The sequence below is a fragment of the Spiroplasma endosymbiont of Monopis laevigella genome, assembly GCF_964019975.1.
GTDB lineage: Bacteria > Bacillota_I > Bacilli_A > Mycoplasmatales > VBWQ01 > Spiroplasma_E > Spiroplasma_E ixodetis_A.
The window spans coordinates 270,970-284,714 of the sequence record NZ_OZ026473.1 but is presented as its reverse complement, the minus strand read 5'-3'; the positions used below and the strand labels follow the sequence as shown (position 1 = coordinate 284,714).

Sequence of the window (13,745 nt, the reverse complement as noted above, 5' to 3'; positions counted from 1 at the left end):
TTACAAAATGATAAAATTAATATATAAAAAGTAAAGGAGGAAGTAAATGGAAAAAATTGGTGCTGCAGTTTATTTACATTTAGCAAATTTAGAAGAAATTAAAAATTATACCGAATTATTAGCCAAGAATAATATTAAAACTATTTTTACAACTTTAATTAGTTTTAAAAAAACAGATTATGAAAATTTAAAAAAATTAGTAGTATTAACACAAATTGCTAAAAAGTATAATATGCATGTTTTTGCAGATATTAATATTGAATTTATTAATGAATTTAATCTGAATCTTAATAAACGACTTGATTTCATAAAGTTTTTTAAAATGTATGGTTTATCGGGTATTCGTTGCAACGAAGGAATTGATATTAAACATCAAGCAAAATTAAGTCAAAATCGTTTAAATTTTAAAATATTTATTAATGGTTCATATGTTGTTAATGATATCAACTACTTAATATTATTTTATAAAGCTAATGTTAATAACCTTATTAGTTGTTATAATTTTTATCCACAAAGATATACCGGTGCTGATATTGACTTTTTTTGTTTAAATCAATCTGAAAGCGTTGTTAATAAAATTCCATTTGCCAGCTTTGTTACATTATTAGGAAAAGATAAAATTGGACCTTGAAAATATAATGATAATTTACCAACATTAGAACTGCATCGTGATTGACCATTGGTAACACAAATTCGTCATTATATTGCTTTATGCATTGATATGATAATTATTGCTAACCAGTTTTTAACAGAATATGATTTGAAAATGATAAATGAAATTGATTATAAAAATTTATCGTTAAAAATTGAGTTAAATTCTAATATTACTGATAGTGAACAACAGATTCTTTTTGACAAAAATATTCATAAAGTTAGATCTGATTTAGCACGAGATATAATTCGTAGTGTTATTTCTCGAGTTATATATCAAAAATTAGATATCCCTGCTAACAATACTAATCAATGATTAGAAAAAGGTGATGTTGTTATTCTTAATAATAAAGCACAAAATTATCGCGGTGAATTACATATTATTACAAATAAAATTAAAAATGATGGTATTCGTAACGTTGTTGGTAAACTTTCTAAAGAAGATTTAAATTTTATTCCATTTTTAGTGTCAAATCGTTCATTTAGATTTATTTTATAAATAAATTTTTATTTTATTTATTAAAAACATAAACATTTAAAATATGATAAAATCATTAAGTATTATTAAATAATAGTTAGTAAGTGTGAAATTTTAAAAGATAATCTTACTTTTAATTTTTTTTTAAAATAAAAAGTTTAATATTGTATAAAAATATTGATAATTTTTTAATTTACTAATATAATTGTTAAAGTAAAATAAAAAATAGGAGCTGACATGAATGCATTCAGTGAAAAAATCACCATCATCAGACAACAAAGAAAACGAAGAACGAACAAGTAGTGAACAAGAGTTTCAAAGTCTTTTAAAAGGATTTAGTAAAAAGGCCCAAGAGACTAAAAGAGCAGAAAAAAGACATAAACATTTTCTTTCTGCGCGTGATGAAAAACGCGAAAAACAAAGCTCTGCTGCTAAAAAGAAAAAACATCGTAAGTAATAAAAAGGAAAAAATGGTAATCACTGTTAATTATTATTGGCGGTTATTTTTTATATGAAATATCCTTTTGTTCAACAAGAAACAGAAAATGATTGTGGTTTGGCATGTCTTGCTATGATATATAGGTTTTATTTTAAGAAGAAGTTATTAATTAATGACATAAAAAAAGATATATTTTTAACAAAATTGGGAATTAATCTTTTAGAATTAAAACAATTGGCTAGTAATTATAATTTATTATTAAAATCTTATAATATTAATTTTGATAAATTAAAATCACTAATAATTGTTAAACCATTAATTATTCAAATATATAATGCTAATGTTGGATTTCATTTTGTAGTTATTTACAAAAAGAAAAAAAATAAATGACTGGTGGCAAATCCAGAAGATATTGAACTTAGTTGAAAAAATATTGAAGATTTTGCAAAAATTTTTACAAATGTTGTTATTTCAACTAATATAATAAATAAATTCTTTATTACTAATAAAAAAAAAGATGAATAAAATTAAAAATTTTTGACCATTTTTGATTCCAAATTATTTATATTATTCATTAATTATTATAATTAATAATTTATTTTTGGTTACTACCTTTTTTATAGCACAAGTATTTTATAAGCATTTTATTAATCAAATTATTTTAAATAATAGTTTACAGTTAGCAATGATTTTATTATTAAGTTTCTTTTTTATTAATTTAATGAAAATTTTAATTGAATATATTTTAAATAAAATATGTCAAAAATTTTATTTTTATTTCAATAACTTTTTAGTAGATTTATTTCATAATAAATGATTTAAAAGTAAACCAATAGAAATACAAAAATATAATGGTAGTGATTTTTTACAAATATATCAAGATATTAATAATATATCAACTATGTTTTGTCATAATAGTTTAGAGATAATTATTAATTTTATTACTAGTGTTATTGTTAGAATAGTTTTGATTAAGATTCATTTTATGATTTGATTAGTAAATTTATTAAATGGTTTTATAACAGTATTAATTAATTTTATAATAATGTTATGAAAAAAACCATTAGTAAAAAAAGAACTAGTTACCAAATTAGATTTGCAGCAACAAATAATTTTAAGTCAAAAAAATTTTGAAGATGCCTATTTTCGCAATTTGCAACTGCATATTAAAAGTATATTAGTTAAAAAGTATAATACACATATTAATAATTATTGACAATTAAATAATTTAGTTATTAATAATAGTTCGTTAACAAGTTTTATTAAAAATATTATTAGTTTTATTACTATATATTTATCATTAATATTAATTTTTGATGGTAAAATTAATCTATCTCAATTAATATTTATTACTAGTATTAGTATTTATATTAATTCTTTTTTTCAAAATATTGGTAATAGTCTTATTTTCTTTCCGGTTTTTATTAAATCATTTCAAAGATTTAATAATTTTATTAATTGTAGATTACAATATAAGAATAACAAAAATTTTTTTTCAATATCAATTAATAAAATAGTATTAAAAGATTGTTATTTTAATTTAAGAAATAAAGTAGTTTTTAGTAATTTAAATTTAATATTAAAACAAAGTAATATTATTATTGGTCCTTCTGGCATTGGTAAAACAACCTTACTATCATTATTAATTCAGAAATATGTGCCTTTTCAAGGTAAAATTTTAATTAATAATGAAATTGGATTAGATAATATTTCATATGAATTTTGACAAAAAAAATGTATTTATTTACATTCAAATTCTATTATTCATAACGGTACAGTTTTAGAAAATATTTTATCATTTAATATTACAAAAGAAAAATTAATAAATTTTCAAAAATTAGGATTTAATGATCTCTTGGGCAGTTTAGGTTTAACAACATTTTATTATTGTCAAGAATATGGGGCTAATCTTAGTCAAGGTCAAAAACAAATAATTATTTTCTTAAGTTTATTTTTTTATGATTGAAAAGTAATTTTATTAGATGAAATTTTGAGTAACATCAATAATGATTTAAAAATAAAGTTAATAACTTTATTATTGAATCATTATAAAAAAATAATTATTATTTATGCAGGTCATGATTTAACACTAGTAAAATTATTTAAAAATGTAATTGATTTAAATAATTATAAAAGTATAGATGGTAATGAATAATGATTTTTTTTAGAAAAAGTACTTATTTATTAGGGAGTAGTTCAATTTTTCTTTTTTTAAGACTCTTATTAGGTTTAAAAATTATTAATATTCCTCATGTTTATGCTGGTAATGGTCAAACTATTTTTATAAGTGAGACAAGATATGAAAATAAGGGACACTTTGCTTATTTATTAGATTTTAAAAGAGAAGAATGTTTAAAGTTTAATAGTTTTAATCAAATTACTATTTTTTTGGAAATGTTTAGTAATCTGTGTAACTTACAAAAATAACTTTTACTTTATTTCCATTAACTACTATTTGTTTATTAACATTATTAGCATTTAAAAATAATTTAAAATCAAACTCATAAAAATTATTAATAGTTTTTAAATCTTTAGTTTGACCTTTAAAAATAAGTGTATCATCTAATTGGGCATTAATAGTATACTGCATATTATTAATATAATAATGTGATAATAAATAATATTTTTCTCATCCTTCTTGTACTATCAAATAATTTGGATGGGTTTCTACTACTTTCAAATTAACATTTTCAATATTTATATGTTCATCTTTTTTAAAGTTAATATTAACTAAGGAAGTAAAAGTAAATACTAATAATAAAAAGAAATACTTATAAAATGATTGATTTTTAAAAAAAATATAATACAAAAGAATAATTATTATTAATAATAAAACTAAACCACTAAATATCGTAAAACTTGATAAAAAGAAAACTAAAAATATTAGAAATAAAACAGGAGATTGTCAAAAATCCGGAATAAATTAAATTTATATAGTCTTATTATATTTTAGACAAGAAATAATTTGGATTTTTATGAAATTGTATTTAAATAATATAATTTTTTTAAATAAATTGCAACAAAAATACTTATAATTAAGTTTGTTAAATGTTAAACTTATGAAATAAAATTAAGGAGAATTTAAAAATGAAAATTAAAGCACTTAAAAATTTACAGTTAATAACTGTATTACTATTTATTTTAACTATTTTAACTTTAATTATAGGATTGTGAATAATAGGTTTATTTCATGGAAAAGAAGTAGTAATCTCGAAAAATATTTCTTTACATAAAATTTTAAAAAAAATATTTAAATATAATGGTTTTATATTATGAAGTAAATATAGTTTATATTATATTCTAAGTAATAATAAGATTTCTCTTAAAAATTTTGGAAACTATTATACTGTTCATAATTATTATCATTATTCTTTATTACAATTTAAAATTGGAATTATTTTTTGCGAGATTTTAGTACCAATTTTAATATTTATAACTATATTATTAATTTTATGAATAATTTATTTAAAAATAAAAATTAAAAATAAAAATTTTTGAGACTTTATTGCAAATTGTGAAATAATCAATAATTACTATATTCATTAAATTATGTTTCTAAATTTATTTTATTACATTTAAAAATAACCATTTTAATATAAATCAAAATATTATATGTTCTATTACCAAGCATTTCTTTTAAAACATGTCAAATATTAGTTTCAGTAAAACAACCAATATTTCATTTTGCACCTTGATTTTCAATACCTTGTTTATTATTTTTAAAATATTTTTTCTTTAATTTTTTATGATTATCTAATTGATTATATAAATAGTCAATTAATTCATCATATTTACCATTATTAATTAAATTTTTACAGTGATTATATTCTTTTAAATATTTTCCTTTATTTCCAGCCATTATACCAAGATATAATGTTCTAATTAAATGGAATTTATCTAAAACAAACTGTGTACTTAAATAATCAGCAACTTCTTTAATTCATCCTGCACTATCACCACAAATAATAATTTTTGCTTGTTCAATGTTTTCGTAAAATTTTTGACAATGTTCTTTAACAAATTCAGCAGTTTTTTTAACTCCAATTTTTGTTTTTGTTGGTCTTATAATTGCTTTTACTCTTTTATTTTGTACTTTGTGATTAATATTATCTGTATATGTTACTATTAATCGAATAGAATGTTTTGTACCTTTACGTTTAAAATTTCAAAATTTTCGATGACCATCATCAATTGATGCAAAAATAGGTTGATTTTTTTCTAATTTTACTTTTACTGGATTTGCTTCAACTATTTCAAAATTTTTAAAAACTCTATGAACACTACTAACACTAATGCCTGCTTTTTTACAAATAACACAAATATCACGATATCTTTTTCCATCTGCAAAATTTTCAATAATAGTATCTTCAATATCTTCACCAATTCTTTTATATTTAGGTAATTGTATTATTTCATCAACTAAACAAACACGAATTCATTCTTGTAATTCTTCATTAAAATATTCATAAATTCTTCTTGGAATGGCAACCCTTTTTAGGACTATTTTTTGGTAGACATTTGTTTTTGATAACTAATTGGAGTTAGGTAGTTTAGAGTACTGTGAATTCTTATGTTGTTATATCAATTGATGTAATCAAATAATTCTAATTTTAATTGGATTAATGATGTAAAATTTTTATCATTAATAAATTCAATTTTGAAAGTTTTAAAAGTTGCTTCAGCAACAGCATTGTCATAAGGACATCCTTTTTTGCTTAAAGATCGAGTTATGTTGAAAGCTAATAAAAGTTTATCAATAGTTTTATTATTGAATTCATTACCGCGATCAGTATGAAATATTTCAATATCTTTTAAACAGTGATTTGATTGCATAAATGCTTGATATACTAATGATGCATCTTTTTTAACTCCAACACTATGTCCAATAATTTCGCGGTTAAATAGGTCGATTAATAGGCAAATATAGTTTCATTTACCATTAACTTGAACATAAGTTAAATCACTAACAATAACTTCATTTTTAATTCTATTATTAAAGTTTCTATTAACAAGATTGGTTATTTGACTATCATTGACTTTATTATGATAATTTTTGAATGATAATTTAGTGTATTTTGATATTAAATTATGCTTATTCATAATTTCTTTAATTTTTCTGCATGATAAATAAATTTCTTGGTTTGCTAGTATGAATTTTAATCTTCTAGTACCATAAACTTCTTTATTTTCTTTAAAAGCACTAATAACAGCTTGTTCATAAATATTATTTTGAATTTTATTTTTTTTCTTTAAATTAAAATAATATGTTGATTTAGAGAGTTTTAAAAAATGACACATTGTGCGAATTTTATATTTAGATTTATTATTTGCAATAATCTCTACTTTCTGCCTATTATTAGTGCTGCTTGCTTTAAAATATCAATTTCCATTCGTAACTGTTTTAATTCTTTATTTGCTTGAATTAATTGTTTTTCTAAATCTGAAAGATTATCTTTAGTTTTAAAACTACCTGAATTAGTAAATTGCTTAATTCAATTGTAAGTAGCTGCTCTTGTAACATTGTATTCTTTAGCAAGGCAAGATACTGATTTGCCACTTTGATATAAAGCTACTATTTGTTTTTTAAATTCATCTGAATATGAGTTAATAGTGACCATAATTATAATTCCTTTCTTTTAACTAATTTGTTCACTTGTCTATGTAATTAGTGTCCAATAAAGTGTAACCCATCCATATTTGCACTAAATTGAATAGTTGCATCAACATTAAATTCAATTGGTGTACGATTAAATACTCAATGTTCAACCATAACATAAACCATATCTCTTAATGTTTCTTTAATTAATTCATCTTTAAAACTATCAAAAGTAAATTTAGATAAAATAAAATCAAGATAAGCATTAATATCATTTTGAGCACGAATAGCAAAAGTTTTAAATCAATCATTAACATTAGGTCATGTTTGTATGTATTGCTGTGGCGTTTCTGTAATTTTTCCAGTTAATGGATATCAGTTATTATAATTTTCAAGACTGACATCAGTTCAAAGTTTATTAATCATATTTTATCATTCCTTAAAAAATGCTTTTTTATAATGCTTAGTTTTTGTTTTAGTTTTTCTATGTGATATATGGATAATTTCTTTTTGTAACTTTTTTTTACCTTTTTTTACAACTTGACTATATGCAAACTTTTCTAAATGATGTAATAATCCAGTACCAAATAAAGTATTTACTGAAAATTTTAAACCAACACTTTTAAATGATTTATTAATATTTTCAATAGGATTATTAATAACATTTACTACTTTATGATAAGTTCTTACGATTCTAAATATTTCTCTGTATACTTTAAAACTATCTCTAATTATTTGTTGAACAACCGGTGGTGCAAATGCTATTGCTTTTAATCATTTATTTTGATTAACTCCATAACCAATGTATCAACCACTATATCAACGATATCAATGGAATGGATGTATTTGAGTAACAAAAGTTTCTGCTTTAAAAATACTATCAACAATTGTAATTGGTTTATATTTAGGATTACGATGATAAATAGTAATTGCACATTTATCTAATGACAAAGGTTGAATTTTACAACCCATAAATACTGGGGAATTTAATGGAATTAATTGTGCATGTTTAATTGCTCTTTTTTCTGCACTAGTAAATAAATCTGTTGCTTTTTCTTTTAATTTATTAATTTTTTCAAATGCTTGTTTTTCTAATTTTTCAAATTTTTCTTGTAATTTATATATACTTTCTCGTAATTTTTCAAAATATGGTGTATTTTTTCAAAATTTATTTAAACCCTTTTTTAAATAAAATCTAATATCCAAATATTTAAAAAATTTATTTGCATTTAAAACAATCTTATGAATTGAACTTTTTTTAAAATTAAATTTAATAGCATTTGCACGAATTTTCTGTAAATCTAAAATTAAAGTTTTTCCATATCTATTTTCTGAATGTATTGTATGAACTAAATTTAATCAATCATGTTGGTTCATTTTTAATACTTCTTTTAAATCAGTATTATATTTTTGTAAAAAAATGTTTGCTTTATCAATATCTTTAATTTTAAATTTAGGAGTTAATTGTGGACTTAACTTTATTAATTCGTTTTGTAATAATAAATAATCTTTTAACTCTTGTGCTTCTAATTTTTGAAAATTGTTCTTATATTCTCTTTCAGCAACATATCCTAAATTTTGTATTATTGTTTCACGATTGGGAGCAAAACTATAATTCATTAAATAACGTTTATTACCAATAATTTTATCTGTTAAAATTTCTTTTCCACTTACTTGACTAATAATTTCTTGTAAGTTTTTTGCTTCTTTAATACCAACTTGTTCTAATGTTTTAGTTTTTTGTGCTAACTTAATAAATTTAGTTGTACGATAACCACGACTAATTTTATTAAGTCCAGCAAATGCTGGTAATATATTAAAAAAAGTATTTAATGGTGTTACATTTCATTTTAAATAATCATAAACTTGATTAATAGTAAAATCAGTTAAAAATTCTACACCAACAGCACTAATACTAGCAATTAAATCACTTGCACCTAATCCAAGGGCTACACTTTCACTTAATCCACCAGTAAAAGGAGCAAGTGCTACTGCTATAACTTGTACACCAATCATTTCTAAAATTTCTCATCAAAAACTTTTATTTTCTTGTTGTTTACTTATTCTAGTATGTTTTGGTTTATTTATGTTTAAAAGTATTGCTGTACTAGTTGTACCGATTGGCATGATATTAATTTCCTTTATTTAAGAGTTATTTTAATCATATTTGTTGTTCCTTTATAATTTAAGTCATTAACATTAGCAGTAATAGTTATGTATAAGTCACCTGCTTTTTGTTTTTGATTACTTACATTAGTTTTTCCTTGTGCATCACTAAAATATTTAATAGTTGGATTTGTTAAATTTGGATTTAATGATTTAAGTTCATTAGTACTTTTTATTTCTGTATTTAATTCATTGTTATTGTTATTAACATTTGCAGTAATATTTGTTGTTAAAACTGTAATTTTAGTTTTTAAATCAGTTTTTTCTGTTTTAATAACTCCACATAACATTCATCTTGATGTTGTTTCATTATTAGAAATATATGGAATTGCTTCTCCAACAACTTCACCAGCAACTTTATATGCTCTTCCTGCTTTATCATCTTTAATAAAATCTACATAAATAACTGTATTTTCTATCATATATCTTTTCATCGCTCTTGGTGTTGCTAAAATAAAGGTCATTAATTGTTGTTCATTTTTATCATTAGTAAAAATCATATAATCATCAAGAACGATTTCACATAATACACCTTTTACATATAAACTATTTCCATTTAAACGTAATTGTTGTGCTAACTGATTATCGGTAATTAAACCTTTATTATCTGCTAAATAAACTAAACTATCATAAAGACCATTAGTAATAAAAAATTTACTATTTGCAATGTTTCTAAATTGAAACAAAGTATTTCAAGCGGATAACATTGATTTTAAATAGCCTACTGGTGTTGTATCTTCAATATCGATTTTAGTAGCAAATTTTGCAATTGCTTGTGTATCATCAATTGCCAATTTATCTGCTAAATCATTTGCAACTTCATATTGCATACTATCTAATAAATTTTGTCCATTATTTGCTTTTAAATCTACATCTGCAATAATTTCTCCTGCAAGATATTTTTTAGTTATTTTTTTACTAATTTTATCTGTATCAACATATGGTAATTCATATCTTTTACTTTTATCATCTCAAGCAATAATTTTTACTTCTGGTTTTTTTGGTTTTTTAACAATAAACTCAATATTTACTGAGTCAACAATTTCAGTAGGGAAAAAGTTTGCCCATGGACTATTTGAAATTTTAAAAAACTCTATAAATTCTGGCGCTTCTACTAATCTCTCTGTATTGTCTAAATTTTGATTAAATGGTACTGACATTTTATTTCTTCCTTTCGTTTATAAATAATTTTTCTTTTTATAATTAATTAAAAAATTTTCTTTATCATTTGTTTTATTATTAATAATTATTTGTTTATTGCCACCTGTATTAATTGTTTCTTTAAATACTGGTTGTTCTTTAATCATTTTTTTAATAGTTTCTTCAATTTTTGAATTTTCTAAATTATGAGTTTTAAATTTTAAATAATCATAAAATTCAGTTTTAACTTGATATTTTTTAAATATATTAATTATTTCTTTTTCTTTAATTTCTTGATTAAGTTTATTTAACTTATTTTCTGCTTCATTAACTTTATTTTCTATTTCTTGTTGAGCATTATTTTCAGTTAAAGGTTCAGTTGTTTGTTGAACATTATCTTCATTTTCTAACATTTAACATTCTCCTAATCTTATCCCAATAATCAATCTTTAACTAATTGTGGCATTTCACTTATTAATTTTTTATAATCATTAACTGCATTTTCTAATGCGTTAATATCAGTAAATTTAAAACAATTATCAATATGTAATTCAAAATCCCTATCAATTCTGATATCTTGTTTTCTATATTTTTCATTAAATTCAATTTTTGTCATATTATTTTTCTCCTTTATTAATTTTTTCGTTTAATTTTGCTAATTTTTTTTGATGTTTTATAATTTTGTTATTTGCTCGAACATGTTTTGGAGTTGTAATAAATCGTTTAAATCAAACAATTAATTCTCTGCAAATTAATGTTCCTACACTTGTTCCAATAATGATTAATTCATGTAAAAATTCTTTCATTTGAATATTTTCCTTTCAACTATTTATTTTTAATTTTTAATTATTCATCAAATTGACCACCATTAATTCTTTCAATCATTGATTGTGAATTACTTATAATTTCTACTAATACAGATATTTCTTTATTGAATTCTTCTATTTTTTCTTTATATATTTTTATTTCCTGATTATAATATTCAAGTAATTTTTCTTTATTCATAAATTATTCACCTCCTTTATAAACTCATGTGATTATAATCTCAATTTAATGAAGCATTATCGTGATTTAATACTACTTCGCTCATATTATCACTACCGTATTGACTAGTTGTTTCACTATTAATTGTGAATCTATTATCATTTACTAATCTTGCAGTTTCATCATTAAATGATGTTTCTTGCATTTCTTCATTATGATGTGTAGTTTCCATAGGTAATAAATTATGGATTATTTCACTTTCACCAGCAACAATAGTAGGAATTGCATAAGCATTATTAAAATCATTATTTATACCCATTGCTACACCACTTGATATTAAACATCCACCAGTAGCCATATTACAAATCTTTCTTATTGCTTCAAATTTATTAGGTATTAAATCAGTTAATCCACTAATAAGATTTGAAATACCATAAGCATTTAAACTAATATATGTATCTCAATCCATTAATGACTGATGTTCTTGTTTTGGAAATGGTGATAATATTTCAATTTCATCTTTATTTTCAAACAAAGTAGGTAATATTATCATTATTCAAATTCTCCATTTTCTATTTTTTTAATCAGTTCTTCACGTATTATTAAATTCGTTGCAATAATTGTTTGTTTTTCTCAATTATCAGTTTCCATAAATAAAGTTTTTAAATATTTAATTAATTTTTCTTTATTCATAATTTAACCTTTCTTTCCTAACTCTTTTATTTTGTTTTTGTTTACATAAGTTATTACATTTATGAGCAAAAACTCTACCATAACCACATTTATTATTCTTTTTAATTTTTATTATCATTATAAAATTCATTACTTTCTAAATATTCTAATATATTTGCATAAGTATCTGCTTTTGATTGAAATGATTTGTCTTCAACTTGATTAAAATTATTATAAAATTCAGATAAAAAAGATACTAATTTTTCTTTATTAATACAATTTTCATGTAATAATTTATCTTCTTTAATACTTTCAATTTTACCTATTTCATTAAATACTCATTGTTCTAACTCTTCTTTATTCATTATTATTTCTCCTTAGTTTTAATTTGATTAGAAATTTCACTTAATATTTTTAATACTTTATATTCATTTTTTAATTCTTTAATAATAAATATTAAAAATATTATTAGTGTTATGCTTGTTATTAATATTGGTACTATTAATAAAATTTTTCATAATATCATTTTTTACTCTTTTCATTTTTTAAATCATTTAACATTAATTGAACAAAATGCACGATTTTTAGCAATATTTAAAGTATTAAAAATTTGACCAGTTACTATAATTTCATCGTTTTTGTTTAATAAAATACAGCGTCTATAAAATTTTGGGTTGTTAAAAATTAAAGTAACATAGTTTAATCCATTTCATTGACCTCTAACACTATAATATAATTATTTATTACCTTTTTCGTAATATTTTGCTTCAATAGTATTACTTAGTTTTACTGTTAATTTGACATAATTTGCTTTATCTTTCATGTTTATAATTTCCTTAAATAATTATCAAAAATTAATATTTTTTTATGATTTTTTAAATAATATTGAATATGCTTATAAGCATCTTGTTCATGTTTTGTTAATTTTATATTTCCTTTATAATTTGTTATTTTATTTTTATTTTTTGCTTGGTTTTCTAGATAATCTCAGTTGAAAACATCTTGAACTAATACCATTAATGCACCAATGATTTTAGGCGTTGATAATGGATTAGTTAGTAATTGTTTTGAATTTAAAAAGAAATTTTCTACAATAACTAATATTTTTTTATCAATAAATTTTTCTTTAATTAATTGAAATTTTTCTTTATACATATTTTTAGTTCATAAAACAGTTAATGTATTGAATGTTTCATTAAAAACAATATTATTAGTTTCATTTGAGTATATAATAATTCCATTATTACCAATTCCAGCGGGGTCAATTCCAATAATTAAATCATATTGCATTAATTAAGTTAACCTCTAATAACTGTTTTAATAATTTCTAAATCACAATTACATCAACAATATTTACATTCTTCAATAAATTCTTTATGACCACAAACTAAATTATCTTTTTTTAAATCATCAATCAGTTTAATTAGTACTATTTTAAATTCAATATCATCACTGTCTGGTATGCAAATCGTTCCTCTTTTAGTTAAATATTCTTTATCCATATTTATACCTCCTACTTAACCTAATATTTAAAATACAATCATAACAAATCGCTTTACTATTTTTATCTCTTAAAAAATATTTTCTTGTTTTTATATCATTAGTATTAAATAATAAAT

Annotated in this window: 21 protein-coding genes; 5 read left to right on the top strand and 16 right to left on the bottom strand. The window is 21.1% G+C overall.

The features are described 5' to 3' along the window. The first annotated feature begins 46 nt into the window (after positions 1–46). The 5 genes from AACK94_RS01665 (at position 47) to AACK94_RS01645 (ending at position 3,995) form a co-directional block, all read left to right on the top strand. Entirely contained in the window at positions 47–1,150 is a 1,104-nt protein-coding gene (locus tag AACK94_RS01665) for a MupG family TIM beta-alpha barrel fold protein (protein WP_338975949.1), read from the top strand. 220 nt (positions 1,151–1,370) lie between these two features. Further along, on the top strand, positions 1,371–1,586 hold the full coding sequence (locus AACK94_RS01660) for a hypothetical protein (protein WP_338975948.1): 216 nt from the start codon (positions 1,371–1,373) through the stop codon (positions 1,584–1,586). Positions 1,587–1,640: 54 nt separating this feature from the next. Further along, the gene (locus AACK94_RS01655; protein WP_338975946.1) at positions 1,641–2,093 is read left to right on the top strand and encodes a cysteine peptidase family C39 domain-containing protein; all 453 of its coding nucleotides are present in this window, start codon (positions 1,641–1,643) and stop codon (positions 2,091–2,093) included. Further along, on the top strand, positions 2,086–3,723 hold the full coding sequence (locus AACK94_RS01650) for an ATP-binding cassette domain-containing protein (protein ID WP_338975945.1): 1,638 nt from the start codon (positions 2,086–2,088) through the stop codon (positions 3,721–3,723). Before AACK94_RS01655 ends, AACK94_RS01650 begins: the two co-directional genes overlap by 8 nt. Then, positions 3,723–3,995: a hypothetical protein gene (locus AACK94_RS01645; RefSeq protein WP_338975944.1), complete on the top strand. Its 273-nt coding sequence runs from the start codon at positions 3,723–3,725 to the stop codon at positions 3,993–3,995. Before AACK94_RS01650 ends, AACK94_RS01645 begins: the two co-directional genes overlap by 1 nt. Here AACK94_RS01645 and AACK94_RS01640 read toward each other — a convergent pair. From AACK94_RS01640 to AACK94_RS01560, 16 genes are all read right to left on the bottom strand, one after another. Then, positions 3,967–4,377 carry a hypothetical protein gene (locus AACK94_RS01640; RefSeq protein WP_338975942.1) on the bottom strand — a complete coding sequence of 137 codons (411 nt, stop codon included), beginning with the start codon at positions 4,375–4,377 and terminating at the stop codon, positions 3,967–3,969. The two genes, AACK94_RS01645 and AACK94_RS01640, sit on opposite strands and share 29 nt — an antisense overlap. A 738-nt stretch (positions 4,378–5,115) precedes the next feature. Beyond that, positions 5,116–6,003 carry an Mbov_0401 family ICE element transposase-like protein gene (locus AACK94_RS07425; protein ID WP_422397399.1) on the bottom strand — a complete coding sequence of 296 codons (888 nt, stop codon included), beginning with the start codon at positions 6,001–6,003 and terminating at the stop codon, positions 5,116–5,118. A gap of 65 nt (positions 6,004–6,068) precedes the next feature. Continuing rightward, a protein-coding gene (locus AACK94_RS01625) for an IS3 family transposase (RefSeq protein WP_338975938.1) occupies positions 6,069–7,186 on the bottom strand; the annotation gives its coding sequence in 2 pieces (ribosomal slippage) (positions 6,069–6,916 and positions 6,916–7,186; 1,119 coding nt in all). A gap of 47 nt (positions 7,187–7,233) precedes the next feature. Continuing rightward, a complete protein-coding gene (locus tag AACK94_RS01620; protein WP_338975937.1) occupies positions 7,234–7,590 on the bottom strand; it encodes a hypothetical protein in 357 nt (118 codons plus the stop codon). A 3-nt stretch (positions 7,591–7,593) separates the two neighbouring features. Then, the gene (locus tag AACK94_RS01615; RefSeq protein ID WP_338975936.1) at positions 7,594–9,291 is read right to left on the bottom strand and encodes a hypothetical protein; all 1,698 of its coding nucleotides are present in this window, start codon (positions 9,289–9,291) and stop codon (positions 7,594–7,596) included. Between the two features lie 14 nt (positions 9,292–9,305). Next, the gene (locus AACK94_RS01610) at positions 9,306–10,490 is read right to left on the bottom strand and encodes a hypothetical protein (protein WP_338975935.1); all 1,185 of its coding nucleotides are present in this window, start codon (positions 10,488–10,490) and stop codon (positions 9,306–9,308) included. 18 nt (positions 10,491–10,508) lie between these two features. Further along, positions 10,509–10,883 carry a hypothetical protein gene (locus tag AACK94_RS01605; RefSeq protein ID WP_338975874.1) on the bottom strand — a complete coding sequence of 125 codons (375 nt, stop codon included), beginning with the start codon at positions 10,881–10,883 and terminating at the stop codon, positions 10,509–10,511. A 17-nt stretch (positions 10,884–10,900) separates the two neighbouring features. Beyond that, a complete protein-coding gene (locus AACK94_RS01600; protein WP_338975873.1) occupies positions 10,901–11,086 on the bottom strand; it encodes a hypothetical protein in 186 nt (61 codons plus the stop codon). 1 nt (position 11,087) lies between these two features. After that, a complete protein-coding gene (locus AACK94_RS01595; RefSeq protein ID WP_338975934.1) occupies positions 11,088–11,276 on the bottom strand; it encodes a hypothetical protein in 189 nt (62 codons plus the stop codon). A gap of 40 nt (positions 11,277–11,316) precedes the next feature. After that, positions 11,317–11,475 carry a hypothetical protein gene (locus tag AACK94_RS01590; protein WP_338975872.1) on the bottom strand — a complete coding sequence of 53 codons (159 nt, stop codon included), beginning with the start codon at positions 11,473–11,475 and terminating at the stop codon, positions 11,317–11,319. 16 nt (positions 11,476–11,491) lie between these two features. Further along, the gene (locus AACK94_RS01585; RefSeq protein WP_338975933.1) at positions 11,492–12,007 is read right to left on the bottom strand and encodes a hypothetical protein; all 516 of its coding nucleotides are present in this window, start codon (positions 12,005–12,007) and stop codon (positions 11,492–11,494) included. Continuing rightward, complete coding sequence (locus AACK94_RS01580) at positions 12,007–12,147, bottom strand: hypothetical protein (RefSeq protein WP_281749441.1); 141 nt, start codon at positions 12,145–12,147, stop codon at positions 12,007–12,009. Before AACK94_RS01580 ends, AACK94_RS01585 begins: the two co-directional genes overlap by 1 nt. 101 nt (positions 12,148–12,248) lie before the next feature. Further along, a complete protein-coding gene (locus AACK94_RS01575; RefSeq protein ID WP_338975931.1) occupies positions 12,249–12,491 on the bottom strand; it encodes a hypothetical protein in 243 nt (80 codons plus the stop codon). 2 nt (positions 12,492–12,493) lie between these two features. Beyond that, positions 12,494–12,652: a hypothetical protein gene (locus AACK94_RS01570; RefSeq protein ID WP_338975867.1), complete on the bottom strand. Its 159-nt coding sequence runs from the start codon at positions 12,650–12,652 to the stop codon at positions 12,494–12,496. A 299-nt stretch (positions 12,653–12,951) separates the two neighbouring features. Next, complete coding sequence (locus tag AACK94_RS01565) at positions 12,952–13,416, bottom strand: hypothetical protein (protein ID WP_338975929.1); 465 nt, start codon at positions 13,414–13,416, stop codon at positions 12,952–12,954. Positions 13,417–13,424: 8 nt separating this feature from the next. Beyond that, a complete protein-coding gene (locus AACK94_RS01560) occupies positions 13,425–13,628 on the bottom strand; it encodes a hypothetical protein (protein ID WP_281748866.1) in 204 nt (67 codons plus the stop codon). Positions 13,629–13,745: the final 117 nt, after the last annotated feature.